The organism is Paraliobacillus sp. PM-2, from assembly GCF_001368815.1.
Classification (GTDB): domain Bacteria; phylum Bacillota; class Bacilli; order Bacillales; family Amphibacillaceae; genus Paraliobacillus.
This window is the reverse complement of the sequence record NZ_CTEI01000002.1, coordinates 278,321-305,276: the sequence shown is the minus strand read 5'-3', so window position 1 is coordinate 305,276 and position 26,956 is coordinate 278,321. Positions and strand designations below refer to the sequence as shown.

Sequence of the window (26,956 nt, the reverse complement as noted above, 5' to 3'; positions counted from 1 at the left end):
GATAGAGTTAAATCTATACCTATGAATTAATATTTCTCATTGATAAAAATTGTGGTAGGATTGAATTCGAATAAAAAGAATAGGAGGTGGTGCTTGTGAGGGTAGTTGCAGGAACATATAAGGGCCATCGTATCGAAGCTGTACCGAATAAATTAACACGACCAACAACAGATAAAGTGAAAGAAGCATTATTTCAGATGATAGGACCCTTTTTTAATGGTGGAATCTTTTTGGATTTATTTGCTGGAAGTGGCGCATTAGGCGTGGAAGCGATTAGTAGAGGGATGGATAAAGGTATATTTGTAGACCAGCAAGCGAAAGCTATACAAACCATTCATTCAAATAGTAAAGCATTGAAAATCCAGGAGCAAATAGAGGTTTATCGTACGGATGCTTTTCGAGCATTAAAAGCAGCAAGTAAACGAGAATTAGTATTTGATCTTATTTTTCTAGATCCGCCGTATAAAAAAGTGTCTTATAACAAATTGCTAAAACAGATATACGACTATAAACTTATTCATAAAGATACAATCATTGTATGTGAGCACGATGGAAGAGAAAAATTATCTGATAATGTAGAAGCGTTTCATAAGATAAAATCAGATGTGTATGGTGGTAGTACTGCAATAACGTTATATCAGTTAGGAGATGAATGCAATGGATAGATTAGCTATTTGTCCAGGGAGCTTTGATCCAGTAACTTTTGGTCATTTAGATATTATTCAAAGAGCTGCTAAAGTTTTTGATCATATTATTGTAGCCGTCTTTAATAACCAATCTAAATCACCACTATTTACTGTTGAAGAAAGAATGGAGTTGCTAAAGGAAGCAACGTGTTCTATCCCTAATGTATCTGTTGATTCGCATAGTGGCTTATTAATGGATTATGCAAGGGAAAAAGAAGCCCAAGCTATTGTTCGAGGACTTCGAGCAGTTAGTGATTTTGAATATGAATTACAGATCACATCAATGAATCGTAAACTAAATGAAAATGTAGAGACTTTTTTTATTATGACAAATAATCAATATTCTTTTTTAAGTTCTAGCATGGTAAAAGAAGTAGCTAAATATAAGGCAAATGTTTCTGATTTAGTTCCTAAAGTAGTTGAAGATGCTTTAAAGGAAAAATTCAAATCGATGTGAACCATTTTATTATAAATGTTTGTTAAAACGAGTGATTAAGATGATTGTAGCAATACCTAAAAAAATTAATGTGATAATCGGTCCATAATTTGATAAGGTTATCCAAAAATTAAAACTTTCTTCAGGGCTAAATGGAAGAAATACAGAAGTAACTTGGTTTGTTGTTTTACTTGGTTCATATACATATGGGAACAATAAAAGGGCAATACCACTAGCTAGAATACCATGTAGTATTCTAGCAAAAAAGTATGGTAAGAAACGAATGTCTGTTTCTGCTAAAATACTAGCTACCTGAGCTTGTACAGAGAAACCATTAAATGCAAAGATAAAGCTAACCGCAATGGCTTGCGATAATATACTGGATATGTTCGTATCAGCTATTAATTGTGCACCAAGTGTAATTTCAAATAATCCTGAAAAAATTGGCAAGGATAGTTCGCTTGGTAAATGAAATAATTCCAATATTTTCGCAAGTCCGTTTGACAAAAATGGTGCTATTCCTACCTGAAGTAATAAAGTAGTAATCACAGAAAATATAATAATAAAGCCGCCAATCATTAATAATGTTTGAACGGAATTTACTATCGCATCACCAAAAATTTTTCCGAATGGCCGTTTATCTCTTAAACGTGTTCCGTGTAATTCATCAAAAGCTTTTTTTATGGATAATTTGGATCGTTGTTCATGCCTCGTATCATTTCCTCTACCATAAAACCGCATGCAAATACCAACTAATGCATTACTAGAATAATGCACAATGGCTAATAAGAAACCTAACGATGTATCATGAAAAAAACCTACTGAAACAGCTGCGATAATAAACAATGGATTTGATGCATTTGTAAAAGAAACTAAACGTTCAGCTTCAATTTTAGTTAGTTGTTTTTCTTGCCGTAATCGAGCGGTTAGTTTGGCTCCAGATGGATAGCCACTCGCCATCCCCATTGCCCAAACAAAACTACCAGCACCTGGCACATTAAATAATGGTCGCATAATAGGTTCAAATATAACACCAATAAATCGAACAACACCAAAACCGATCAGTAGCTCAGCAGTAACAAAGAAAGGTAGTAAAGAGGGGAAAACGGTCCCCCACCACATATCAATTCCGCGCATACTAGCTTCTAATGTATATTTAGGAAAGGTAATTAACCCTATTGCTATTGATAATGCAACGAATGCAAAAGTTGCAGATTTTATTTTAGATTTCAAAGATATCGCCCTACTCCCATGACTATTCTGTACTTATTTTAAAAAAAATAGTAAACTGAATATAGTTTTATTTATTGGTCTTTATATTAAATATACGTAGACATGTCTTTTTTTTATGCTTATAAATAAAAAATGACATGCATTTATTACAAAATGGGGTTTATAAAATGTGAGCAAGTTAAAAACGAAGAGGGGAAAAGTATGGTTTGGAATAAAAAACGATTAATTCTTTATAGCTTTTTACTAGTAATTTTAATGTTTGTTACATTGTACCGTATGCCTTACTATATTTATAAACCAGGTACTGCTGATGCTTTAAATAATGTTGTAAAGGTAACAGACGGCTTTGATAGCGAAGGAGATATGCATCTCGTAACAGTTCGAGGAGGGCAGGCTACTCCATTACAATATGTTTGGGCGCTACTCCATCCATTTCAAGATATTAGACTTCTTTCTGAGGTTTTTCCTGAAGGGATATCCCAAGAAGAATATTTTCAAGTGCAGTTACAAATGATGGAAAATTCTCAGGAGTCTTCAATGGTTGTTGCATATAAGGCTGCAAACAAAGAGATAGACATTACGTACAACGGTGTTTATGTTGTCTCTGTTCTAGAAGGAATGCCAGCCGAAGAGGTGTTACAAACAGGGGACAAGATTATCGCTGTGAATAATCAACGAGTAGAAAATGCCGAATCATTAATAGATTTAGTTGATAAGCACACTAAGAATAGTAAGATTTTATTAACGATTAAACGAGATGATTCAAAAATGAAAGTAGAGGTTGGTTTAGCAGCCTTTCCAAATAATCCTGATAAAGTGGGAATGGGTATTCAATTAGTAACAGATCGAGAAGTTAATGTAGATCAAGAATTGAATTTTTCTAGTGGCGATATAGGTGGTCCTAGTGCTGGTTTAATGTTTGCTTTGGAGATCTATGATCAATTAACAAAAGAAGATTTGACTAAAGGATATCAAATAGCTGGTACAGGAGAAATAAGCTATGAAGGGGATGTTATGCGTATAGGTGGTATTGATAAAAAAGTAGTTGCTGCTGATGAAGAGGGATGTGACATTTTCTTTGCACCTAATGAAAGTGGTGTAAAAGATTCGAATTATCATGTAGCATTACAAACAGCTAAAGAAATCAATTCATCAATGAAAATTGTTCCAGTTGATACATTTGATGATGCAATAGAATATTTAAGTAATTTAAAATAATAAAAACCAGGGGTGCTTTGATAGAGTAACCCTTGGTTTTTATCATATTTTCACTTTTGATATGGTGGTTTAAACTCTTGTTTTCTCATCTCGCTTCTTATAGCGGGAGTCAATACAGCATAATAAGCATTCGTTACACGTTCTTCCATAGTCATCATTAAAGAAGAATGATTTTTAAATTGTGTAAAAAGTGGAATGGTTCTTTCTTTCTTTGTATGATTTAAATACTGTTTTCCTTGTTCAGATAATCCTAATAAACGCATGTATGGATAAGGCATTTGCTGCATTTTTTTAACTGATTGTTTTGAAGTATTCGTTAAAATGTGTGTGAATATTCGTTGTAGTCTTGTTTGTGTGTAACGTTTTGTTTTTAACAATTGAATCCACTCATTAAAGTTAGTTGCTTCTTTTGCAGTTCGAATAATTCTATTTTCAATCCCTTCATCAACACCATGAATATTTTTTAGCACTTCTTTATCCATAGTCAAGACACGATATTGTAAAAGTGAAAAATATTCTTCCCATGTATGCCAAATACCTGTTTTTTGTTTGTATTCCGTTAAATGAGCTATACTTCGTTCAGGTAGTGTTTCGCTGATAGTTTGATTCGTTACACCATTTGAAAGCAATGTATCACGAATACTTGTTGCACTAGCAAAAGGTTTAGTAATATTTTTGTCATGATAATTACTTTGTTTTCTTTGAATAGTAAATGGTTGTATGTTAGGGTTGATTGTTTCAATTGCTTTTAAATAACCAAAACCTAATATATTGTTAGGTTGCATTAAATCAAGTTGATTTGTATTATCCATTCCGATTTTTTTAAATGCTTTATTATTAGCAACAGGAAAAGATTTTCCAAGAGATAATTCATGCTTTAATGTGTTGTTGAATAACGATTGGTTTACTTTATAATGATTAAATGATCGTTGGAAAGTGGTTATATCTCCATCTTCGCTTCCAAAACAGATAGAAGAAACGAGTAATTCATTCAGTATATGAATTGCACCATATGAAAATAAATCACTGTGCTGAACAACACTGAAATAAGGAAGTTCGATAACAATATCTATCCCTTGGTCAATTGCCATCTTTGTTCGTGAAAATTTATCTATAATGGCAGGTTCACCTCTTTGAAGAAAGTTCCCGCTCATTACAGCAATAATACAGTCTGCACCTGATATTTTTTTAGCTTTTTGTAAATGATAATAATGACCGTGATGAAAAGGATTGTATTCGACAACTAGACCACAAGCTTGCATAGATTTCACTCCTTCTGGATAGTATTGTATCATAATCCAACGTATCATTACTGTAAAGAAAAAATGTTGACAAAAGGACAAATTCCTTTTACAATAAACGTTGTGCCTTGAGGTGATAGAAATGAAAATTTCCATTCAAAAAATAGTGCGTTCTGATGATTATTCATTTGATGAAATGGTAGATGTTTCAGAAATTGAAGATTGGAACAATGACATTCGACAAGTCAATCCTGTTCAAGTAAAGGGGTATGCGGATGCCCATGGTAATCAAATTACCTGTCATATGAAAATAACAGGTACAATGGTACTACCGTGTGCACGAACGTTGATTGATGTGCAATATCCGTTTGAAGTAGATACTGTAGAAATTTTCTCAACTGATCCCTATTATGTTGCAGAAGATGAGTCGGAAATTCATCCAGTTGATGGAGAAATGCTTGACTTAGATCCTTATATAAAGGAAAATATTCTATTAGAGATTCCTTTTCGGGTATTTGCAAGTGAAGAAGAGATTGAGAAATATGGTTTAACTTCTGGAGAAGGCTGGGAAGTAATTTCAGAAGAGAAGGAAGAAGAAACCATAGATCCAAGAATGAAGAAATTGCAATTTTTATTGGATGAAAAAAATAATAGAGAAAATCAATAAGGTAAAGTGAATATTCACTTCCCTACCCTATGTGTTGATATAGCAAGGATAAGATTTTCGTTTTGAAAGTGAAGGAGGTGTAAGACATGGCAGTACCAAAAAGAAGAACATCTAAAAAAGTAAAAAATCAACGTCGTACACATAAAAAATTACATGTACCTGGAATGGTTGAATGTTCAAATTGTGGTGAACTTACTAAACCTCACCATGTTTGTAAATCTTGTGGACAATATGATGGTAAGCAAGTAGTAGATCAATAATATTGTAAGAAAAAGGTGGCAGAAAATCTCTGGCATCTTTTTTTATTTGCTTTCTATTCTATCACTCCTATCGTTTGCATATAGTAATAGCAAATGTAATAGGAGGGGGAATGAAATGAATGTAACAAGACAAGATGCTTGGTCTAATGATGAAGATGCGTTACTTGCTGAGACAGTCTTACGGTATATTCGTGAGGGGAAGACGCAACTAGAAGCATTTAAAGATGTTGGGAAACGTGTATCACGAACACCAGCAGCGTGTGGATTTAGATGGAATGCATCGGTAAGAAAAGAATATCAACATGCTATTGATCTAGCAAAGCAAGAAAGAAAAAATGCTTCTTATCAATTTTTTACAGAATTAAATGCAGAGCAAGGTGCACATCCATTAGAAACAGCAATATCTATTTTAGAAGATATGAAGGGCAATTATCGGTTTTTAACAAATAAACAAGTAGAGCATCAACGATTCGATCATGTAATGGAAGAAAATAAAACATTAAAACAAAAGTTAACTCAATACGAAGAGGGGTTTTCAGAATTAGAACGTCTATGCAACGTAATAAAACAATTAAAATAACAGAATGGAAGGACCTTGTATATATGACAAGGTCTTATTTTTGATTAGAAAGCTCTTCTCTTCAGAACTAGACGAACAAAGTGTTTCTATTATATGCTATTAGAAGTACTTAGCTGAAGAAGGAGGGGTATTATGGAAATAGGTGTTATCGGTGGAGGTTCTATAGGATTGTTATTAGCTTCCTTGTTAGATCGCTCTGGTCATCAATCAACTTTATTTGTAAGAAGAAAAGAACAAATGCATGAAATAAATAGGAATGGAATTTTATGCTTGCCTGATCACACATGCTCTTGGGTTCGAGCTGAACAGATAGATGATTTAAGACAAATGGATCTCTATATTGTGTGTGTCAAACAATATGATCTGTGTTCCATCATAAATCAATTAAACACTTTTGATGGAAGTGTTATTTATATACAAAATGGTATGGGGCATATTGATCTGTTAAATGGAGCTACTTGTGATCAAACGATTTTATTGGGCACGTGTGAGCATGGTGCAAAGCGACAGAATGAACGGACAGTAACACATACTGGAAAAGGTAAAATTAATCTATCACTATTTAGAGGAGAGCAAGCGTTGCTACAGAAATGGACGAATAGTCTTAATAGTGATATATTTCCATTGAAGCCTTGTTGCGATTGGGAAGTAATGTTAATCGATAAGTTGCTAATTAATATTGTTGTTAATCCAATCACTGCTATATATCAAGTGAAAAACGGCGAGCTGTTAACAAATCAATATTTACATACCTTAGCTAAACTAGTCTGTAGTGAAGCTTCCGATGCTCTTGGACAAGATGAAACAAAGCAATGGGTTCGGATAGTTAACATAATAGAGACAACAAAAGAAAATGATTCATCCATGAAAGAAGATATTACAAATTATAGAAAAACAGAAATAGAAGGTATTCTGGGATATGTATTAAAAAGGATCGACCAAAAATCATCTTTGATTCATTTCTTATACTTGTCTATTAAAGCGTTAGAAGAAAAAAAGGGGTGATTTTTATGATTCAGACCTTGGGAATAATAATAGCCATGGTTATTACTTTTCCTTTGATTGCTACTATGGGTGTTTATATTTTTGTTAAACTTTTATATCATAACAATAAACGTGCTTTGCATGCTAGTGTTGCATATTCAACGCTATTTTATATTGTTTCTGTTATGATGATGTTACGGCAATTATTTGATACTACTTATTTTGGTCTTATAATCGTTTTATTATTGTCTGGCTTAATGGCAAGTATTATTATCCAATGGAAATTAACTGATAATATTATTATCAAACGAGCTTGGAAGGTTTTTTGGCGAGCTAGTTTTTTATTTTTCTTCTTTAGTCATTTTACTTTAGCTTTAGTAGGTATTATTATTACAGCTATGCATGCTTAGTAAGAAATTTATAACAAACGAAGGGGCAGGTATTTGTGCACATCGATCCAGTAACCATAACAAAGCAACCTTTATTACAAGATTATTATAATCAAGAAAAACAAATTATGGATAAATTTTCATACAATCCGTTTTTTGAAAATGTATTAGAAGAACGGCTAAGTGATATTCGAAAACAAACGTATGACCGAAATCAGTTGGTTGAAGTACTATTAGATTTGAACAAACGTTGGGATGCTAACGAGACAACGTTACAAAATATCGAATTATTACGTGATCCTTCTAGTGTTGTTGTCATTGGTGGTCAGCAAGCTGGTTTATTGTCAGGACCACTCTATACGATAAACAAAATAGTGTCCATCATTGTTTTTGCTAAACAACAACAACACGCTTTAAAAGTACCTGTAATTCCTGTATTTTGGATAGCTGGTGAAGATCATGATTTTGAAGAGGTAAACCATATTATGGTGCCTGATAATAAAAAGATGAAAAAACATCGACTGGGACAACGTATTTTAGGGAAGCAGCCTATTTCTGAACTTGAACTTGATCATGAACAAGTATTGTTTTGGTTAGATAAACTTTTTCAAGAAATGGAAGAAACAGTCTATTCTAAGTCGTTATTTAATTTATTGGTGAAACAATTGAACCAATCACATACATATGTTGATTTTTTTGCTAAATTTATACACGAATTATTTACCCAAGAAGGGCTAGTATTAGTTGACTCTGGTGATTATCAAGTAAGGAAACTAGAGACTGAAGCTTTTAAAAAGTTAATTATCCAACAACCACTCATAAGTAAGCAAGTTTCTCAACAATTACAATCTGTTAAACAAAGTGGATATAACGTATCTGTGGATGTCAGTGAAAATGATGGTCATCTTTTTTATCACGTTGATGGAGAACGTGTTTTATTAGTCAAAGAAACAGATGATATATGGGTAGGAAAAAATGGGGAATGCAGATTAACAACCAACGAATTATTACGTATTGCTGAACAAATGCCAGAACGTTTAAGTAATAATGTGGTTACACGTCCGGTAATGCAAGAATGGTTATTTCCTACTTTAGCATTTATGGCTGGTCCAGGTGAGTTGGGTTACTGGTCTATTTTAAAACCAGCATTCCAATCATTAGGATTAAATATGCCACCAGTTTATCCAAGACTCTCTTTGACATTAGTAAATCGTAAAAATGAGAAGTTCAGTGATCAATTTGATATAAAATTAGAAGAGGTTATTAATAAAGGGGTTCAGATGAATAAAATGAATTGGTTAGCAATGCAACAACAACCCCCAACCGTTCAATTAGTTGAACAACTAACAACATCTATTGAACAATTGCATAAACCATTACGAGATGTTGCGTCGAGTTATAGTCCGAATTTAGAGAGCTTAGCAAATAAAAATCTTAGCTATATCCAAGAACATATTCATTTCTTACAAGGAGCTATTGAAAAAGAAATAATAACTAAAAATCAACAGACGATAGAAAAATTTGATCATATCGAATTAATGTTGCATCCGCAAAATGGGCTTCAAGAGCGATGTTGGAATATTATATTCTTTATCAATCAGTATGGTTTTGACTGGCTGAAAGATTTAACAGCATATCCATACTCCTTTTCAAAAAATCATTATGTTGCAAAACTATAACCCCCACCTTTCACCACGAAAAACGTTACGCTATTCATTCGCGTAACGTTTTTTTTATTAGTTTTTACCTTTTATCTTCTTCTTTTTAAAAATTTAGGTCTATGGTAGCGAATCTTTCTGATCAAAGTGGATAAATAACTAAATACTTGTAAAAATAGTTAAAAAATAAGTGGAGGAAAGTGGGGGATTGTGGTAACATTGAAAAAAAGGTGGGCGATTATTATGTTCATGGGAGAGTATAAACATAATATTGATACCAAAGGGCGTATTATTGTCCCTGTTAAATTTCGTGCTGATCTTGGTGATGTTTTCGTTATCACAAGAGGATTAGATCAATGTTTGTTTGCTTATCCCATGGAGGAGTGGCGTGTAATGGAAAACAAACTAAAAAAGCTACCTTTAACTAAAAAAGATGCTCGAGCTTTTACTCGTTTTTTCTTTTCAGGCGCTATTGAATGTGAAGTAGATAAACAGGGTAGAATAAATATTCCTGCTTCGTTACGAAAGTATGCAGCGTTGGAGAAAGCTTGTGCAGTCATTGGTGTCTCAAATAGAGTTGAATTTTGGTCTGAATCTATTTGGAATACATATGTGGAAGATTCTGAGGAATCTTTTGCAGAAATAGCAGAGAACATGATGGATATTGATTTTTAGAAAGATATTTTTAAGTGATAAATTAAAGAAGGTGTAACAAATGTTTGAACATAAGAGTGTGTTACAACAAGAGACAATTAATGGATTAAATATAAAAGAAGATGGTGTATATGTTGATTGCACACTTGGTGCAGGGGGCCACTCTGAAGAAATTTTGAAAATGCTAGGTGAAAACGGAATACTCATTGCATTTGATCAGGATGAACATGCACTAAGTGCAGCTAAGCAACGATTAAAAAACTACCAACAAAAAGTAAAGTTTGTTCATTCAAATTTTCGCTTTTTAAAAGAAAAATTAGAAGATGAGGGAATCACTGAAGTAGATGGATTATTATTTGATCTAGGTGTTTCCTCACCTCAGTTAGATCATGTAGAGAGAGGATTCAGTTATCAGCATGATGCGAAGTTAGATATGCGTATGGATCAAACTCAAGAAACCTCGGCATATGAGGTGATTAATACCTGGACCTACGAATCGCTTGTAAGAATATTTTTTCAATATGGAGAAGAAAAATTCGCAAAGCAAATTGCCAGAAAAATTGAGGCAAGACGAATTGAAAAATCAATTAATACAACGTTTGAACTTGTAGAAATTATTAAAGATGGGATTCCAGCAGCTGCAAGGCGAAAGGGAGGGCATCCTGCAAAGCGTGTATTTCAGGCAATTCGTATAGCAGTGAATGACGAATTAAAAGCATTTTATGATGTATTACAACAAGCTGCTGAAGTTGTAAAAGTTGGTGGAAGGGTTGCGGTTATAACTTTCCATTCATTAGAAGATCGTATGTGTAAACAAGCGTTTAAAAGGTGGAGCACAGCATTACCTGTTCCAAAAAATATTCCCATCATACCAGAAGAGAATCAACCGCCTTTTAAACTAATTACAAGAAAACCAATTACAGCTAACGATGAAGAATTGGAAGATAATCGTAGAGCACGATCAGCTAAGTTAAGAATTGTAGAGAAGGTAAAACCTTGGAATGACTTATTTTCATATGAAGAAGGGTGGAGAAATAGATGAGTGCAAGTGAAGCAAGGAAATGGCAACAAACGGTGAGTGATTATACAAAAACAAATCAACATGCTACACAACCTAAACAAGTTAAAGTTCATGTGAATCATCGCTGGGTAACACCAGGAGAGAAATTTTTGTACGTTGTATTTGGACTCCTTGTCACAATTGCTTTTGCCTATGTTATTCACTTTAGCGCTAATTTAGATGCGATGAATCGAGATATGCAGCAATTAGAGAGTGAAATTGCTAGTCAACAGACGAAAAATGAAAATCTTACATATCAAGTAAAAGAACTGAGCAATCCTGATCGAATTCTTCGTATTGCAAAAGAAAATGGTTTAAAAATACAAAACACAGAAGTGAAACAAACGGCAGAAATAGTTGAGTAGTTCTATATTAGAGGATGGGATAGAAATTGAAAAAGAATAGAACGACACAATTAATGACCAGTGTGTTAACAGTTATATTTGTCGTGATATTTTTGTTATTAGCTGGGCGCTTTTTGTATCTCCAAACAACTGGAGAAGTGCAGGGTGTTAATTTGGATGAATGGGCAGATAGTCGGCGAACAAATAGTTATACAATAACTGCAAAAAGAGGCTCGATTTATGACCGGAATAATATGGCTCTTGCTCAAAATCGCGTCACCTATAGTTTATATGCAATTGTAGATGATACCTTTTCAACTGATCCGAAAAATAATTTAAAACACGTAGCTGATGTAGAAAAGACGTCAAATGCTCTAGCTTCTGTTCTTGATGTAGATACTTCTGAGTTTTCCTCTATATTAAACAAGGGAATAGAAGAAGATAAATTCCAAGTTGAATTTGGTACAGTAGGCAGTCAGTTGAGCCAAGAGACAAAAAATGAAATCGAAAAACTTCATTTACCTGGCATTGAATTTTACAAAGAGGCAAAACGTTATTATCCTAATGGAACGTTTGCATCGCAAGTAATTGGCTTAGCTCAAAGGAATGATGAAGGTACTATTGCTGGTTTAACAGGGATTGAAGCTCAATTAGATGATAAATTACAAGGAACAGATGGCTCTATTTCTTTTAAGCGCGATAAATATAATACAAAATTATTACAACCTGAAGAAATCATTAAAGAGGCGAAAGACGGTAATAATGTTTATTTGACTATTGATCAAAAAATCCAGACATTTTTAGAGGATGCATTGTCACAGGTTGTTAAAGACTATAAGCCGAAACGAATTACTGCAACTATTGTAGATCCTAAAACTGGAGAAGTATTAGCTATGAGTAATCGCCCTAGCTATAACCCGAACGATTTAGGTCGAGTGGATAATTGGTATAATGATGTTGTTTCCACACCAATTGAGCCGGGTTCAACAATGAAGACTTTTACTTTGGCTTCAGCTATTGAAGAAGGCGTGTTTCATCCGAATGAGACTTATAAATCTGGTAGTTATAAGATTGATCAGATTAATCGTCCAGTTACAGATTATAATCAGAATTGGGGGACGATTTCTTACTTAGAAGGATTTCAACGTTCTTCCAATGTGGCTATGTCAAAGTTGGTGTGGGAAAAGATAGGTCCAGATACTTTTTTAGATTATTTAAAAGCTTTTCATTTTAATGAAGAAACCGGTATAGATCTCCCAAGAGAGCAAGCAGGAACACTTTTATATAATCATCCAATTGAGAAGTTAACTGCTAGTTTTGGTCAGGGAGCAACTGTAACACCAATTCAACTTATACAAGCAGCAACTGCAATTGCCAATGATGGGAAGATGATGAAGCCATATACAATAGCTAGAATTGTAGATGCTCAGACAGGCGATATTCTAGAAAAAAATGAGCCAGAGGTAGTAGATAAGCCTGTTTCTAAAGAAACAGCTAATCAGGTGCTTGATATTTTGGAAACTGTAATTACCTCAAAGCATGGTACGGGACATAATATTTATAATTTAGCTGACTATTCTGTAGCTGGAAAAACAGGTACAGCACAAATTTCCAATCCAGAAGGAGGCTATCTTGTAGGCGATGAAAATTATATCTTTTCCTTTTTAGGTATGGCGCCTAAAGAAGATCCTGAATTAGTGATGTACATTACTGTCCAGCAGCCCGAGTTAGATGCGGGAGAAACTGGTTCGGCACCTGTATCCTATATTTTTAACAATGTGATGAAAAACAGCTTGCATTATTTAAATATTCAGCCTGATAAAAAAGAAAAAGTACAGGCAAAAACATATGATTTTCCAAATGTAATAAATAAATCTACTGAAGAGATAAAGGCACGTTTAGAAGAAAACGGACTAAAAGTGATAGTTATTGGAAATGGAGATGTTATTAAGGATAGTAATTTTTCTGAAGGGGAAAAAGTAGTAACAAAAGATAGCGTATTCTTAGTTACCGATCAACCTACAATGCCATCTATAATGGATTGGTCACAGAGAGATGTAATAGAATTAAGTGAATTAATCGGACTGGATTTAGAAACAATGGGTAATGGTTATGTGACCTCTCAAAGTATTGAGCAAGGTGCAGAAATCAAAAAAGGCACATATATTATGGTTGAATTTTCATTACCAGATCAAACATTAATCGAGGAATCAGAAGTTCCTTCAGAGTTAGAAGAAGAGAGATAACGGAGAAATACAGTGTTCTATTCAAGCGTCATTAACATATAATAGATACAAGTTTACTAGCAGCGAAGGAGTTGGAAAATGAAACGAGTATCTAATGTGACGATGCGAAAAAGAATAGTTACTGTATTTCTTTTTGCGATCCTTTTATTTATAGCAATTATCATTCGTTTAGGATATGTACAGTTTATAATTGGTGATCAGTTAGTTGAAAAAGCTGAAGCTTCATGGAGTAGAGACATTGTTTTTGAAGCCGAGCGTGGAAAAATTGTGGACAAGAATGGGCTAGTATTAGCTGAAAATGTATCAGCTCCAACAGTAATGGTTGTACCAAGACAAATAAATAATCCAGAAAAAACAGCTGAATTATTAAGTGACATAATTGATATTAGTGAAAAAGAAATGTTGGAACAATTGACCAAAAACACAAGTATTGTACGTTTCTCTGAAGGAAGAAAAATATCAGAAGAACAAGCTAAAGCAATACAAGCTTTACAATTAGATGGGGTATATATTGCACAGGATTCTAAACGATATTATCCAAATGGTGATTATCTTTCACATGTATTAGGATTTAGTGGTATAGATAATCAGGGATTAATGGGATTAGAGCTTTATTATGATGAGAGACTTAGTGGTGAAAATGGTAGTTTATCATTTTATTCTGATGCAAAAGGGAAACGTCTCCCTAATTTAGCGGATACTTATCATCCTCCAACTGACGGATATGATTTGCAATTAACCATTGATGAAAGAGTTCAAACAATTATTGAGCGTGAATTAGATCTAGCAGAAGCTAAATACAATCCAGATGGTGCAATTGCGTTAGCTGTTGATCCTGATAATGGTGGTATTCTTGCCATGGCATCTAGGCCCAACTTCCACCCTGCAAATTATCAAGATGTTGAACCTAGTATTTACAATAGAAATCTTCCTATTTGGAGTACCTATGAACCAGGTTCTACTTTTAAGATTATAACTTTAGCCGCAGCACTAGAAGAAGAAGTAGTGGATTTAGAGGAAGATACATTTGATGATGATGGCTCTATGAAAGTTGGTGGATCAACTTTACACTGTTGGAAAAAAGGTGGTCATGGACATCAAACATATCTAGAGGTTGTTCAGAATTCATGCAACCCTGGTTTTATCTCATTAGGACAAAAAACAGGAAAAGAAAAATTATACAGTTATATTTCTGACTTTGGTTTTGGCGAAAAAACAGGTATTGATTTATTTGGTGAGGAAAATGGTATTTTATTTGACCTTGATCAAGTGGGACCAGTAGAGTTAGCAACTACTTCATTTGGGCAAGGTGTTTCTGTCACACCGATCCAGCAGGTAATGGCTGTTTCTGCTGCTGTTAATGGTGGATACTTGTATACTCCCTACTTAGCTTCTAGTTGGCTTAATCCAATTTCAGGTGACGTTGTTGAGACGCATGAACCTAAGATGAAAAGACAAGTCATATCCAATCAAACTTCCGAAAAAATACGTAATGCGCTTGAAAGTGTGGTTGCGAAAGGAACGGGTAGAGGTGCGTATGTAGAAGGTTATCGTGTAGGTGGCAAAACTGGAACAGCCCAAAAAGTTGGCAAGGACGGTAGATATATGCAGAATAACCATATTGTGTCCTTTATTGGTGTTGCTCCGTCAAATGATCCAGAAATAGTTGTTTATCTTGCTATTGATAATCCAAAAAACACGGTACAATTTGGTGGGGTGGTAGCTGCCCCGATTGTTGGTAATGTAATTGAAGATAGTCTACGTGCGATGGGTGTAGAGCCTGTAAAGGATGGACTTGAAAAAGAATACAAATGGCCTGAACAACCACTTGTTGAAGTACCGGATTTAATTGGATCTACAAGAAAGGAATTACATCAATATCAAGTAAATCTTTCGATTGAATCATCAGGTAAAGGTGATGTAGTTATTGATCAAGCACCTAAAGCAGGGACTAAGCTAGAGCAGGGTGATACGGTTCGTCTTTATTTTGGAAATGAAAAATAGATATGATTAACCATGCTGATAGTTGATTTTTTTGATACAATATATAAGTATTAAAAAATAGCCTATTAGATTTTACTGAACACGATAACTTGGCTAAGGCCAAGTTTTTCCTTGTAAGTTAAATTAGTTAACTATAAAGCAGGTTCAATTCTTACTAAATCTAATTCGTAGGAAGATTAGATATACGAGTACAGTTAAAATAACAAGTTACGAAAAAGTGTGAAGACCAATAGAATAGGAGGAATAACAATGAAGCAATTAATTGAATTATTAAACACTATCCCACAATATCAAGGAAATAAATCCATTCCTTCTATTGAAATAAAAGGAATTACCATAGATTCTAGAAAAGTTCAACAAGGTTATTTATTTTTTTGTATTGAAGGATATACAGTAGATGGTCATGATTTTGTAAATCAGGCTATTGAAAATGGTGCGGTTGCTGTTATAGCGCAGAAACAAGTAGCTAGTTATACTGTACCTGTTATTTATGTGAAAGATACAGTAAAAGCATTAGGGTATATTGCTAATGCTTTTTATGACTATCCAACACAAAGATTAGAACTTATTGGTGTTACAGGAACAAATGGTAAAACTTCTGTGACTAATTTAATTAATGAAATGTTACAAGTCAATCAAAATATTACTGGCTTAATAGGTACGATTGAAATGAAAATAGCAAATCAATCCTATCCTGTAGCGAATACGACACCAGAGATATCATTTTTACAACAAAGTTTTAAACAAATGATTACAGAGGGTGTAGATACCGCTATAATGGAAGTTTCATCACACGCATTAGAGTTAGGTAGAGTGAATGGGTGCGATTTTGATATTGCTGTATTTACAAATTTATCGCAGGATCACTTAGATTATCATGGGACGATGAATAACTATTTTTCGGCTAAAAGTCGTCTGTTTCAACAACTTGGAAATACCTATTATAAAGATAAACCAAAATATGCAGTAATTAATGTAGATGATGTATATGGTCCGGAGTTTATGCATGCTACTGTACAACCAGTAATTACATATGGTATTGACAAGTTGGCGGATGTTCATGCTAAAAATATTACCTTACATGCAAGCGGAAGTACCTTTGTTTTGGAAACATTTAAAGGTGATATAGAAATAAATAGTAAGTTAATGGGTAAATTCAGTATTTATAACATGCTTGCAGCTGCAAGTGTTGCTTTGTTGAAAGGTATATCATTAACTACTATTAAATATGTATTGGAGCACACTAGTGGTGTGAGTGGTCGTTTTGAACCGATTCAAGTTGGGCAGTCTTTCGGTGTTATAGTAGATTATGCACATACGCCTGATTCATTACAAAATGTCTTAGAAACGATTAAGGAGTTTTCACAAGGGAAGATTTATGTCGTAGTTGGATGTGGTGGAGATCGAGATAAAACGAAACGGCCGTTAATGGCTGAAATAGCTTGTAAATATGCTGATCAAGCAGTCTTTACATCTGACAACCCTCGCTCAGAGGATCCACAAGCAATATTAGAAGACATGATTAGAAATCTAAATATAACGAATTATCAATTAGAAGTTGATCGTAAAAAAGCAATAGAAAAAACCGTTGCATTAGCGAATGGAAATGATATGATATTAATTGCTGGAAAAGGTCATGAAGCGTATCAGATCATAGGAAATGATACATTACCTTTTGACGATCGAGAAGTTGCTGCTGAGGCAATAAACTGTAAATATTTGTAAAGATTTTCAGAAGGAAAATGATTTCTTTAAACAATTAAATACTTATCTTTAAAAGTAAGGAGTAAATGTCATGTTATTTTCGACCGATGATATCGTTACATTATTCCCTAACACACAAGGAGCGGTTAGGGAGCAAATACCTATTCATCAAGTTACAACAGACAGCAGGGTACCGATGAAGTATAGCTTGTTTATTCCATTAAAAGGGGATAAATTTAATGGGCATGAATTTTTAGATCAAGCGATTAGTAACGGTGCAATTGCTGCAATCTGGGATAAAAATGAACCTATACCACGGTTTGTGCCAACAGACTTTCCTATTTTTTTCGTAGATAATACGTTACATGCGCTACAACAGTTAGCGAACGATTATCGAAAAAAAATTGATCCTACCGTGATTGGTGTTACTGGTTCAAATGGTAAGACAACGACAAAAGATATCATCACAACGGTATTGGCCAAGAAGTTTCGTACACACCAAACAAAAGGTAATTTAAACAACCATATTGGATTACCATTAACTATTCTTAATATGCCAACAGATACAGAAGTACTTATTGTAGAAATGGGCATGAATCATTTTGGGGAAATACATGTCTTATCAAAAATTGCATTACCTGATTATGCTGTGATTACTAATATTGGTGAATCACACATAGAATATTTAAAAACTAGAGCAGGGATAGCAAAAGCCAAAGCAGAAATTTTAGATGGGCTAAGCGAACAAGGTACCTTATATGTTGATGGAGATGAACCGCTATTAGAACCTTATCTTAAACAGATAAATAATAAATCAATCGGATTTTCTTCAGAATCCTATCAAATTCAAGATACAAAGGTCACTAGTACAGGTACGAAATTTGTATTTGAAAATCAATCCTATTCCATTCCTTTATTGGGGAAACATCATGCGAAGAATGCATCTTATGCTATTGCGCTTGCTAATGATTTAGGATTGGATTATGATAGCATTCAATCCGGGTTAATAAACATTAAAATGACAGGTATGCGTTTCGAGTCGTTGCAAGGAATGCATGGTTCAACTGTTATCAATGATACGTATAACGCATCACCTACATCCGTGCGAGCTGCCATTGATGTGGTTAAAGAAATGGATTTCTATCAGAAAAAAGTATTAGTTCTTGGAGACATGTTTGAATTAGGGGATCATGCAAAGGCATATCATCAAGAAGTGGCAGATTCGATAACCGAAGATATTCAGTTTGTCTGCACAATCGGTGAATATACAAAAGAGATAAACGAAAAAATAAAAAAAAGTAAGCCGACAATTAAAGCAAAGCATTTCCTTGATAAAGAAGAATTGGTTTCGTATTTAATACCTCTTTTAGATGAAACAACTTTACTGTTGTTAAAGGCTTCTAGAGGAATGAAATTAGAAGAAGTATGTAAGAACGTTGTGTTACACTAAATAAGTTGTTGTATTGGACGGTTTGTCATAGACAAAGGAGGAGAATATTTTGAACGAATATATATTAATTATCACAATGAGTATTGCATTTTTAATTACCGTCCTCTTATCTCCGATTTTTATTCCATTTTTACGAAGGTTAAAATTTGGTCAAAGTATTCGGGAAGAAGGGCCACAATCACACATGAAAAAGACTGGAACCCCAACAATGGGTGGTGTCATGATTGTTATAAGCATTATTGCAACCACAATAATTATGACAACAAAATTTGAACAAACAAATTGGTTCCAATCTGAAAGCTTTTTATTAATATTTATCTTATTTAGTTATGGAGTACTTGGCTTTCTAGATGATTTTATTAAAGTCGCGTTAAAAAGAAACTTAGGACTTACTTCCAAACAAAAAATGTTCGGTCAAGTTATCATTGCAGTTATCTTTTTTGCTATTTTAAAAGTGAATGAGTTCCCAACTTATTTAGTTATCCCAGGAACGGGTTTTCAATTTGATTTAGGTTGGGGATATGGCATTTTAGTAGTGTTAATGATCGTCGGTGCTTCCAATGCGGTGAATTTAACCGATGGGTTGGATGGTTTATTAGCAGGTACAGCTGCAATAGCGTTTGGTGCATTTGGTATTCTTGCGTGGTATGGCGTGACGCAATTTGAAGTGACGATTTTCTCCATGGCTGTAGTGGGCTCGTTACTAGGCTTTTTAGTATTTAATGCACATCCTGCTAAAGTCTTTATGGGTGATACGGGATCACTTGCTTTAGGTGGATCTATTGCTGCGGTTGCAATTCTAACGAAATTAGAGATTTTATTAGTTATTATTGGTGGTGTGTTCGTATTAGAAACATTGTCTGTCATCATACAAGTTATTTCTTTTAAAACTACTGGGAGACGTATTTTTCGAATGAGTCCACTTCATCATCATTATGAACTTAAGGGATGGTCGGAATGGAGAGTAGTTACGACATTCTGGCTTGTTGGGTTATTATTTGCAGCTCTAGGTATTTATATCGAGGTGTGGATGACATGAATAAATTAGAACAATTTCCATATCATCGTGTATTAGTACTCGGATTAGCTAAAAGTGGGACAGCTGCTTGTGAAATACTAGCTAGTAATGGCTGTTCTGTTAAAGCAAATGATTTAAAGGCACAGTCAGATGATCCATCTATTGTGTATTTACAACAACTAGGAGTAGAAGTGGTAACTGGTGGACACCCTTTATCTTTATTAGAAAACATTGATGTTATGGTCAAAAATCCAGGAATACCTTATGAAAATGAGTTAATTAAGGAAGCAATACAACGAGATATACCAATTATTACAGAAATCGAATTAGTCCAATATACAACCAACAATCAAATTATTGGAATTACAGGCTCCAATGGTAAAACTACAACAACTACATTAGTACATGAAATGTTAACCAATAGCCAGAAGCCGAATGAAATTGCTGGTAATATAGGAAGGGTAGCTGCTGAAGTTGCTTCCACATTAAATGAAGAGGAAACAATGGTTGTGGAGTTGTCTTCCTTTCAATTAATGGGAACAAAAACATTTTGTCCTAAGATTTCTGTATTGTTAAATTTGTTCCAGGCACATTTAGATTATCATCATACATTTGAGAACTATAAAAATGCAAAAGCACAAATTTTTGCAAATCAAGATAAGAATGATTTCCTTGTATATAACGCTGATGACACAGATGTAGTTGAGCTTGTTGATTCTGCTAATTCTACGAAAGTACCATTCAGTATAAAAAAGAAATTAACTAATGGTGCTTGGTGTGATGAGGTATATATATATTTTAAGGAAGATCCAATTATAAAACGTTCTGAAATAGTTTTAGTAGGGAAGCATAATTTAGAAAATATCCTTGCAGCGGTTGCTGCCTGTATGATAGCTGGCGGGACAATACAAGGGATTCAGCAAGTACTTACGACATTCACCGGTGTGAAACATAGATTGCAATATGTTCGAAATTATAACGAACGTCTATTTTATAATGACTCAAAAGCAACAAATATATTAGCAACAACAAAAGCATTAGCATCATTCGATCGTCCTGTTGTTTTATTAGCTGGAGGATTAGATCGTGGAAATAGTTTTGATGAACTGATTCCTTTTTTTCATTCTGTTAAAGCATTAATACTTTTTGGTGAGACAGCCAAAAAAATAGAATCGTCTGGAAAAAAAGCAGGGGTTAAAACAATCATCCATGTGGAAACAATGGAACAAGCTGTAGAAAAAGCATATCAACAATCAGATGAATATGATGTTATTTTGTTATCACCTGCTTGTGCAAGTTGGGATCAATATCGTACTTTTGAGGAAAGAGGAGACATGTTTACAAAAGCTGTGCATACATTAAAGTAAGGCTTGTACAATGAAAAAAAGCCTTGAATTTCCATTTACGTTTACAAGCAAATTGTTAGCGTAAAAGAAATGGGGAATTTAATGTGAGTAAGAAGAAGCATGCACAGTCGAGTCCAGATTTATCTTTAGTAATTGTTGTATTTGCATTACTTCTCATTGGTATTATTATGGTTTATAGTGCATCAGCAATTTGGGCTTCGTATAAATTCGATGATTCATTTTATTTTGCTAAGCGTCAATTGCTATTTGCTAGTATAGGTATACTTGCTATGTTTGTTGTATCACGCATACCATACCAAACATGGAAAACCTACGCAAAACCGATTCTTATTTTTTGCTTTATTCTACTTATCGCAGTTTTAATTCCAGGGATAGGGATGGTTAGAGGTGGGGCTAGAAGTTGGATTGGTGTTGGCGCTTTTAGTATACAACCAGCTGAATTTATGAAACTTGGTTTAATTATCTTTCTATCTACAAATTTGGCAGAAAAACAACGTTATATTCAATCTTTGAAACAAGGATTTATTCCGTTACTACTTTTAATCTTTACAAGTTTTGGTTTGATTATGTTACAACCAGATTTAGGAACAGGTATGGTTGTTGTACTTACTTGTTTTGTTTTATTGTTTGTTGCGGGTGCGAAGATTAGTCACTTTGTTACGCTTGGTTTGCTAGGTGCTGTTGGTTTTGCTGGTCTAATTATTTCTGCTCCATATCGAATCGATCGAATTGTAGCCTTTTTAAACCCTTGGGAGGACCCTTTGGAAAGTGGATTCCAAATCATTCAATCATTATATGCGATTGGACCTGGCGGATTATTAGGTATGGGTTTAGGTAATAGTTTGCAAAAGTTCTTTTATTTACCTGAACCGCATAATGATTTTATTTTTGCTATTCTAGCTGAGGAATTAGGCTTTATTGGTGGTAGTTTTTTGGTCATTCTTTTTTTCCTATTACTGTGGCGTGGTGTCCGAATAGGATTAACTGCCCCTGATAAATTTGGGATGCTATTAGGCTTAGGAATTATCTCTATGATTTCTTTGCAGGTGATCATCAATATTAGTGTAGTAATTGGATTAATTCCTGTAACTGGAATAACCTTGCCCTTTTTAAGCTATGGTGGTTCTTCATTGACCTTAACTTTAGCGTCAGTGGGTATTTTAATTAACATTAGTCGTTTTTCCCAGATGGGATAATCATTTGTAGATACAAAAAATGAATAAGTTGTAAAAAACGAAAAGTAGTTATAGTTGCTTTTCGTTTTTTTTTATTAGATAAAAAGATTAGAAAGAAACATGTTACAAATGACTTGTTATATTTTAACTAATTTATTAGAATAAGGAGGTATCAGTGTTTATTTTAAACAAAAAATCCACCTTTTGTATCAGAGAATCGTACAACGAAACTGAATAAATTATGATATAATTTTACTGTAACAAAGTTTACAGTATAAAAATGGATGTTAATTTTTGTTAGATCATTTAACAAGTTAAAGGAAGAATGAGGAGATGGCAGAGAAAAAAGTTGTTTCTATCGAGGATCGCATTCCTAAATTAAAAGAGGCAAGAAAAAAGAAAACAAATAGACGATTAATATTTTACTTATCGTTATTTTTTATTTTAATATCAATTATAGTTTACTTACAGTCTCCTCTTAGTTATGTAAAAAATATTAATGTAAAAGGAAATGAATACATTGATTCAAGTGTCTTAATCGAATTAAGTGAATTATCTGAAGAAGTTAATTTTTGGAGTTTTTCAACAAGTCATATAGAAAAAGTGCTTGTAACACACGATGAAATAAAAGCGGCTAATGTGAGCAGAAAATTTCCTAATACAGTTGTAATAGAAGTAGAAGAATTAGAGAAAGTAGCCTATTTTAAAAAAGAAAACCAATATTATCCTCTATTAGAGAATGGGCAATTATTAGACACTATTTCACTTTCATCTTGGCACAGTGATGCACCTTTGCTTATGAATTTTAATAAAGATGTTTATATAAAAGAAATGGCTGAGGAACTAAAACTGTTACCAAGTGCAATTTCCTCATTGATCTCGGAAATTTTTTGGAAGCCAACAGAGTCGAATCCATATAAAGTAATCGTATTGATGAATGATGGTTTTCAAGTTGAATCTACCATCCGTAATTTTTACAGTTATATGAAGACATATCCATCCATCGTTAATCAATTGGAAGAGGATCAAAAAGGTGTTATAACTATCGGGGAAGGTGGCGCAGTATTTGATCCGTATGAAGTGAAACGGAAAGACGAGGAGGATGAAAATGAAGCTGCGAGGTAGACATGTTATCATGTCGCTTGTGCTGTTTGTTTTTGGCTTTCTTGTTGCTTACAGTTACCAATATACAAAACAACACGCTCAAGTTGTACAAATGTCGGAACAGGAATGGGAGAAGGATTTTTTCTATCGTCAACAATTAATTCAACTTGAAGAAAAAAACAGAGAGTTACAAGATCGGGTAGATAGCTACAGGAAAGATATTAATCACTTAGAGAAAGAATTTGGTAATGAAAAGGAAAAAATAAGAGAATATGTAGAACAAAAAAAGAAGCTTCAAATGATTACTGGCGAACTACCAATTCAAGGTTCTGGAGTGAAAATATCATTAAAAGATGCTGATTATATTCCTTCAGAGGAAAATGCGAATCAATATATGGTGCATGACCGACATGTTCAACTAGTTATTAATGAATTGTATAGTGCTGGTGCTAAGGCAATAGCAATTAATGGAGAACGAATTTTTAAAAATAGTTTCATAAATTGTGTAGGACCAGTTATAACTATAGATGGTAATCATTACCCCGCTCCATTTGTTATTGAAGCAATTGGAGATATTCAAACATTACGAACGAGCTTAGAGTTAACCAATGGAGTGGTTGATATTTTAGTTAATGAAAATATTGAGGTGAAAATGGAAAACATTGATCGTGTACAGATGGATGCTAAAATAAGTTAAGTAAGGTGATAGGATTGTCATTAAAAAGTAAAATTATCGTATCCATTTTATGTATATTTATTGGATTTATGATAGCAATACAATTTCAAACAACAAGTAGTTCTAAACAACGAGAAACGAGAGATTTGTGGGAAGTGCGTGCGCAATTGCAAGAAGAACAACAACAACAGCAATTGTTATATCAGCAATTAGACAAATTAGAAGTAGTGCTAGAAGAATACCAAGATCAATCTGAACAGGAGCAAGTTGCTGCTTTGCAAAATTCAATTCAAGAACTGAAAAAAAAGGCAGGACTAGTAGAAAAAACGAGTGATGGTGTAAAAATAACTATAGATGGTATTTTCATAGATTCACCTTATGCGCAAGAATATCCAACGGTTTCACCAGAATTATTAAATCGATTATTAAATGAGTTAAATACATACGGGGCAAAAGATATTGCTATAGAAAATGAGCGAATTGTTACGACATCACCAATCAGATATGTTAATGGTGAAACATATGTTAACAATCATGCATTACCTGATTTACCAATTGAGGTATATGTTCTGTCTGATAATCCTCAAAGATTAATGGATTACATGGAAGTTAGTCAATCAAAAGATGATTTCTCTATTGAAAATATGTCAATGCAATTTACTTTGATAGAAGAGATGACACTTCCTGCCTATCAAGAGAGAATTAATTTTGATTTAGTTGAAGTAAATGAAGAAACAGGTGAAGAATAATGTGGTTACCAGCCATTTTCTTAATTATTGGTATTTCACTAGGACTTTTAACAGATTTTACAGTACCTGATCAATATTCACAATATCTATCTATTGCTGTATTAGCAGCTTTGGATACTTTGTTTGGGGGTATACGCGCACATTTGGATCAAACTTTTGATCAGAAAATTTTCCTGTCGGGGTTCTTTTTTAATATTGGATTAGCTGTTTTATTAGCATTCCTAGGGGTTAAACTGGGAATTGATTTATACTTGGCCGCTGTTTTTGCCTTTGGTGTAAGATTATTTCAAAATATAGCGATCATACGAAGGCATTTATTTCAAAAAAGAAAATCAAAAAAATAGCATATTTAATTTTTTTGTATAGAGGAAAACATTCGCTATATGTAGAATATTGTAGTAAAGTTTATACAGAATGTTTTTTAAACTGTTCTACATTCTTGAACATACTGACAATTTAGTGGAATATAATAGTGACAATTTTCTCGGTTTATATTCATTCAATTATAATTTATAATAAAACTAATCTACCAATTAGATGAAAACATGTTAGAATGGTAGTTACATATATTAACAAACTTATGTAAATGTTTAGATTATTTTTTAATAATTAATTAGTAAAGTTTTATACTTTGTAACCTAAGTGTAGGAGGTGCCTTACTTGTGAACAACAATGAAATTTTAGTCAGCCTTGATATAGGTACATCAAAAATAAAAGTAATTATTGGTGAAGTGTTAAATGATTCATTAAACATTATTGGGGTTGGTACAGCCAATTCAAATGGAATGAAAAAAGGCGCCATTGTAGATATTGACCAAACGGTTCAATCAATCAAAACAGCTGTAGAACAAGCAGAAAGAATGGTTGATATGCAAATTGATCGTGTGATTGTAGGTGTGAATGGCAACCATGTTCAACTTCAACCATGTCATGGGGTAGTTGCTGTTTCCAGTGATAACCGTGAAATTGGCAATGAAGATGTAACAAGAGTAATTGATGCAGCTCAAGTAATTTCTATTCCACCAGAACGAGAAATTATTGATGTTGTGCCAAAACAATTTATAGTTGATGGCTTAGACGAAATTACTGATCCAAGAGGAATGATTGGTGTCCGTCTTGAAATGGAAGGTACAATTATTACTTGTTCTAGAACAATGTTACATAACGTATTAAAATGTGTTGAGCGAGCTGGATTGGAAGTCATTGATATATGTCTGCAATCACTTGCAGCCGGATCTATTGCTTTGTCTAAAGATGAGAAAAATCTTGGCGTGGCATTAATAGATGTAGGTGGAGGTAATACTACAGTAGCTGTATTTGAAAATGATCATTTGATTTCTACTAGTGTTGTTCCATTAGGTGGAGATAATATAACAAAAGACATCTCGATCGGCTTAAGAACAACATCAGAAGATGCAGAGGAAATTAAAATGAAATACGGACATGCTTTTTATGAGGATGCACGTGAAGAGGAGACATTTGAAACGTCAATTATTGGAAGCGATCAAAAGCAGATATTTAATCAATTAGATATTTCTGATATGATTGAAGCAAGGTTAGAAGAGATTTATGCTTTTGCTGCCAGAGAAATAAAAAAAATGGGGTACTCTGAATTACCCGGTGGATTTGTACTTACCGGTGGTTGTATGCGCATGCCAGGTGCATTAGAATTAGCACAAGATTTATTTAATGCTAATGTGCGTATTGCAATTCCTGATTACATAGGTGTTAGAGAGTCACAATATACTTCGGGCGTTGGCATCTTAAAATTTTCCTACCATAATGCAAAAATTCAAGGGAAACAATTATCTGGTGCAGTGTCTTTTGCAGATTACACAGATAAAAAGTCAACGAAGCAAAAAAGAGTTGAAAAAGATGAAGAGAGTAGACAAACAACAAAGAAAAAAGACTCTAGTATTGCTAACTTATTTAAATACTTTTTTGACTAAATGTAAAAATTAGGTGTTCAAGCTTATTACATACATAATTGTTTGGACAAAAACCTCTCATAAAGAAAAAATACATCAGGGAATCTAGTAAACTTGCAAATTAG

Annotated in this window: 26 protein-coding genes; 24 read left to right on the top strand and 2 right to left on the bottom strand. The window is 33.6% G+C overall.

Going from position 1 to position 26,956, the window contains the following annotated elements; genetic code table 11:
• The first annotated feature begins 95 nt into the window (after nucleotides 1-95).
• Both rsmD and coaD read left to right on the top strand, forming a co-directional pair.
• Nucleotides 96-665, top strand: coding sequence for a 16S rRNA (guanine(966)-N(2))-methyltransferase RsmD (gene rsmD / locus BN1058_RS10290; protein WP_090856980.1), 570 nt, complete (start codon nucleotides 96-98; stop codon nucleotides 663-665).
• Nucleotides 658-1,143: a pantetheine-phosphate adenylyltransferase gene (gene coaD, locus BN1058_RS10285; protein ID WP_090856978.1), complete on the top strand. Its 486-nt coding sequence runs from the start codon at nucleotides 658-660 to the stop codon at nucleotides 1,141-1,143. Before rsmD ends, coaD begins: the two co-directional genes overlap by 8 nt.
• A 9-nt stretch (nucleotides 1,144-1,152) precedes the next feature.
• Here coaD and ylbJ read toward each other — a convergent pair whose 3' ends face one another.
• The gene (gene ylbJ / locus BN1058_RS10280; RefSeq protein ID WP_090856976.1) at nucleotides 1,153-2,355 is read right to left on the bottom strand and encodes a sporulation integral membrane protein YlbJ; all 1,203 of its coding nucleotides are present in this window, start codon (nucleotides 2,353-2,355) and stop codon (nucleotides 1,153-1,155) included.
• A gap of 201 nt (nucleotides 2,356-2,556) precedes the next feature.
• On the opposite strand from ylbJ, the gene BN1058_RS10275 reads away from it, so the two are divergent.
• On the top strand, nucleotides 2,557-3,573 hold the full coding sequence (locus BN1058_RS10275; protein WP_090856973.1) for a SepM family pheromone-processing serine protease: 1,017 nt from the start codon (nucleotides 2,557-2,559) through the stop codon (nucleotides 3,571-3,573).
• A 50-nt stretch (nucleotides 3,574-3,623) separates the two neighbouring features.
• On the opposite strand, the gene BN1058_RS10270 is transcribed toward BN1058_RS10275, so the two are convergent.
• The gene (locus tag BN1058_RS10270) at nucleotides 3,624-4,835 is read right to left on the bottom strand and encodes a nucleotidyltransferase (protein ID WP_090856971.1); all 1,212 of its coding nucleotides are present in this window, start codon (nucleotides 4,833-4,835) and stop codon (nucleotides 3,624-3,626) included.
• Nucleotides 4,836-4,956: 121 nt separating this feature from the next.
• On the opposite strand from BN1058_RS10270, the gene BN1058_RS10265 reads away from it, so the two are divergent.
• The 21 genes from BN1058_RS10265 to ftsA all read left to right on the top strand — a co-directional run bounded on the left by BN1058_RS10265 (nucleotide 4,957) and on the right by ftsA (nucleotide 26,852).
• Entirely contained in the window at nucleotides 4,957-5,481 is a 525-nt protein-coding gene (locus BN1058_RS10265; protein ID WP_090856968.1) for a YceD family protein, read from the top strand.
• A gap of 86 nt (nucleotides 5,482-5,567) precedes the next feature.
• The gene (gene rpmF, locus BN1058_RS10260) at nucleotides 5,568-5,741 is read left to right on the top strand and encodes a 50S ribosomal protein L32 (RefSeq protein WP_090856965.1); all 174 of its coding nucleotides are present in this window, start codon (nucleotides 5,568-5,570) and stop codon (nucleotides 5,739-5,741) included.
• A 115-nt stretch (nucleotides 5,742-5,856) separates the two neighbouring features.
• A complete protein-coding gene (locus BN1058_RS10255; protein ID WP_090856961.1) occupies nucleotides 5,857-6,321 on the top strand; it encodes an RsfA family transcriptional regulator in 465 nt (154 codons plus the stop codon).
• Between the two features lie 132 nt (nucleotides 6,322-6,453).
• Nucleotides 6,454-7,326 (top strand): 2-dehydropantoate 2-reductase, encoded by an 873-nt coding sequence (locus BN1058_RS10250; RefSeq protein WP_090856958.1) that lies wholly within the window; start codon nucleotides 6,454-6,456, stop codon nucleotides 7,324-7,326.
• 5 nt (nucleotides 7,327-7,331) lie between these two features.
• Nucleotides 7,332-7,715, top strand: a complete 384-nt coding sequence (locus BN1058_RS10245; RefSeq protein ID WP_090856955.1) for a DUF3397 family protein — start codon at nucleotides 7,332-7,334, stop codon at nucleotides 7,713-7,715.
• Nucleotides 7,716-7,750: 35 nt separating this feature from the next.
• Entirely contained in the window at nucleotides 7,751-9,373 is a 1,623-nt protein-coding gene (gene bshC / locus BN1058_RS10240; protein ID WP_090856954.1) for a bacillithiol biosynthesis cysteine-adding enzyme BshC, read from the top strand.
• Nucleotides 9,374-9,595: 222 nt separating this feature from the next.
• Nucleotides 9,596-10,027 carry a division/cell wall cluster transcriptional repressor MraZ gene (gene mraZ / locus BN1058_RS10235; RefSeq protein ID WP_090856950.1) on the top strand — a complete coding sequence of 144 codons (432 nt, stop codon included), beginning with the start codon at nucleotides 9,596-9,598 and terminating at the stop codon, nucleotides 10,025-10,027.
• Nucleotides 10,028-10,067: 40 nt separating this feature from the next.
• Nucleotides 10,068-11,048, top strand: coding sequence for a 16S rRNA (cytosine(1402)-N(4))-methyltransferase RsmH (gene rsmH, locus BN1058_RS10230; RefSeq protein ID WP_090856947.1), 981 nt, complete (start codon nucleotides 10,068-10,070; stop codon nucleotides 11,046-11,048).
• On the top strand, nucleotides 11,045-11,431 hold the full coding sequence (ftsL, locus tag BN1058_RS10225; RefSeq protein ID WP_090856944.1) for a cell division protein FtsL: 387 nt from the start codon (nucleotides 11,045-11,047) through the stop codon (nucleotides 11,429-11,431). The genes rsmH and ftsL overlap by 4 nt, the downstream gene beginning before the upstream one ends.
• 26 nt (nucleotides 11,432-11,457) lie before the next feature.
• On the top strand, nucleotides 11,458-13,656 hold the full coding sequence (locus tag BN1058_RS10220; protein WP_255307058.1) for a penicillin-binding protein: 2,199 nt from the start codon (nucleotides 11,458-11,460) through the stop codon (nucleotides 13,654-13,656).
• Nucleotides 13,657-13,734: 78 nt separating this feature from the next.
• On the top strand, nucleotides 13,735-15,660 hold the full coding sequence (locus BN1058_RS10215) for a stage V sporulation protein D (protein WP_090856939.1): 1,926 nt from the start codon (nucleotides 13,735-13,737) through the stop codon (nucleotides 15,658-15,660).
• Nucleotides 15,661-15,909: 249 nt separating this feature from the next.
• Nucleotides 15,910-17,385: a UDP-N-acetylmuramoyl-L-alanyl-D-glutamate--2,6-diaminopimelate ligase gene (locus tag BN1058_RS10210; protein WP_090856936.1), complete on the top strand. Its 1,476-nt coding sequence runs from the start codon at nucleotides 15,910-15,912 to the stop codon at nucleotides 17,383-17,385.
• Nucleotides 17,386-17,455: 70 nt separating this feature from the next.
• Complete coding sequence (gene murF, locus BN1058_RS10205; protein WP_090856932.1) at nucleotides 17,456-18,814, top strand: UDP-N-acetylmuramoyl-tripeptide--D-alanyl-D-alanine ligase; 1,359 nt, start codon at nucleotides 17,456-17,458, stop codon at nucleotides 18,812-18,814.
• Nucleotides 18,815-18,863: 49 nt separating this feature from the next.
• Nucleotides 18,864-19,853 carry a phospho-N-acetylmuramoyl-pentapeptide-transferase gene (mraY, locus tag BN1058_RS10200; protein ID WP_090856929.1) on the top strand — a complete coding sequence of 330 codons (990 nt, stop codon included), beginning with the start codon at nucleotides 18,864-18,866 and terminating at the stop codon, nucleotides 19,851-19,853.
• Nucleotides 19,850-21,199: a UDP-N-acetylmuramoyl-L-alanine--D-glutamate ligase gene (gene murD / locus BN1058_RS10195; RefSeq protein WP_090856926.1), complete on the top strand. Its 1,350-nt coding sequence runs from the start codon at nucleotides 19,850-19,852 to the stop codon at nucleotides 21,197-21,199. Before mraY ends, murD begins: the two co-directional genes overlap by 4 nt.
• 83 nt (nucleotides 21,200-21,282) lie before the next feature.
• Nucleotides 21,283-22,395, top strand: coding sequence for a stage V sporulation protein E (spoVE, locus tag BN1058_RS10190; protein ID WP_090856923.1), 1,113 nt, complete (start codon nucleotides 21,283-21,285; stop codon nucleotides 22,393-22,395).
• Between the two features lie 312 nt (nucleotides 22,396-22,707).
• Nucleotides 22,708-23,499, top strand: coding sequence for a cell division protein FtsQ/DivIB (locus tag BN1058_RS10185; RefSeq protein ID WP_090856920.1), 792 nt, complete (start codon nucleotides 22,708-22,710; stop codon nucleotides 23,497-23,499).
• Entirely contained in the window at nucleotides 23,483-24,175 is a 693-nt protein-coding gene (locus BN1058_RS10180; protein WP_090856919.1) for a DUF881 domain-containing protein, read from the top strand. Before BN1058_RS10185 ends, BN1058_RS10180 begins: the two co-directional genes overlap by 17 nt.
• A 14-nt stretch (nucleotides 24,176-24,189) precedes the next feature.
• Nucleotides 24,190-24,903 carry a DUF881 domain-containing protein gene (locus BN1058_RS10175; protein ID WP_255307057.1) on the top strand — a complete coding sequence of 238 codons (714 nt, stop codon included), beginning with the start codon at nucleotides 24,190-24,192 and terminating at the stop codon, nucleotides 24,901-24,903.
• Entirely contained in the window at nucleotides 24,903-25,247 is a 345-nt protein-coding gene (locus BN1058_RS10170; RefSeq protein ID WP_090856916.1) for a small basic family protein, read from the top strand. The genes BN1058_RS10175 and BN1058_RS10170 overlap by 1 nt, the downstream gene beginning before the upstream one ends.
• Nucleotides 25,248-25,565: 318 nt before the next feature.
• On the top strand, nucleotides 25,566-26,852 hold the full coding sequence (ftsA, locus tag BN1058_RS10165) for a cell division protein FtsA (RefSeq protein ID WP_090856912.1): 1,287 nt from the start codon (nucleotides 25,566-25,568) through the stop codon (nucleotides 26,850-26,852).
• Nucleotides 26,853-26,956 lie beyond the last annotated feature (104 nt).